This is a genomic window from Falsiroseomonas oryziterrae (assembly GCF_021864505.1).
Lineage (GTDB): Bacteria > Pseudomonadota > Alphaproteobacteria > Acetobacterales > Acetobacteraceae > Falsiroseomonas > Falsiroseomonas oryziterrae.
In genome coordinates, this window is record NZ_JAKJIB010000690.1 from 1 (window position 1) to 643 (window position 643).

Here is a 643-nt window from a genome sequence, read left to right on the forward strand (position 1 = left end):
CGGTGGCGGCGGCGGAGCGCGGGCATCGCGTGACCCTGTTCGGCACCTCGCTGGGCGGCGCCGCGGCGCTGCATGCGCGTCTGCCGGGCTGCGACGACATCGGGCGCGCCATCGCGCATCTCGAGATACGCGCCGAGGCGGCCGGCGTCGCGATGCGGCTCGGCCGGCGCGTAGACGCGGCGGAGGTGCTGGAGGCGCGGCCGGACGCGGCCGTGCTCGCCACCGGCGCCGCCATGCAGGTGCCGCCCGGGCTCGAGGGCGCGCTCGATCTGCGCCACGCCGTCGCCGCGCTGCTCGCCTCCGACCGGCGCAGCAGCCGGCGCGCCCTGCTGCTCGACCTCGATGCGACGCCCGCGACCTATGATGCTGCGGAGCTGCTCGCGGAGCGCTTCGCCGGTGTGGTCATCGTCACGCCGCGCGACGCCGTCGCGCGCGACTCTCCCCTCGTCGTGGCGCAGGGGATCCTGCGTCGCCTCGCCCAGCGCCGCGTCACCATCCTGACCTGCCGCACCGTGGCGCGCTCGGGCGACGGCACGGCGGAGCTGCGTCACGTGCTGACCGGCGAGGTCGAAACGTTGCAGGGGCTCGGCCTCGTCGCGGTCGCGGGCGCCCGCGTGCCGCGCGACGCGCTCGCCGCGCCGCT

General features: G+C 77.8%; 1 protein-coding gene. It reads left to right on the forward strand.

Annotation, left to right across the window (positions count from 1 at the left end; translation table 11 throughout):
• On the forward strand, nt 1–643 hold a 643-nt coding region (locus L2I40_RS24130; protein ID WP_237217865.1), incomplete at both ends, for an NAD(P)/FAD-dependent oxidoreductase.